The 272-nt window shown below is 73.5% G+C and carries 1 protein-coding gene; it reads left to right on the forward strand.

Annotation, left to right across the window (positions count from 1 at the left end; genetic code table 11):
* A partial coding sequence (locus AC0L2C_RS34300; protein ID WP_473525545.1) for a CpaD family pilus assembly lipoprotein occupies positions 1-272 on the forward strand: 272 nt, incomplete at both ends.

The raw sequence follows: 272 nt of genomic DNA on the forward strand, positions 1-272 counted from the left end.
GCTGGGCCCGCAATCTGCAGCTCGGCTATGGCGACCGGGTAACGATCGAGGACCCGGCGGGCGATGCCCCTGGCGCCTATCGCCAGATCGCCGAGATGGTCGGCCGTTACGGGCTGCTCGTCGGGCCGGCGGCATCGATCGCACGCGCGCCGCTCGCCCCCGCCACGATCCGGGTCGTCGTCACCCGCGCTCGCGCCACGGTTCCGGGCTGCCCGGACTGGCGCAGCGACGTCGCGCCCGACTGGGTCGGCAACACCTCGTCCAACCATGGC

Source organism: Mesorhizobium sp. WSM4845, from assembly GCF_055811455.1.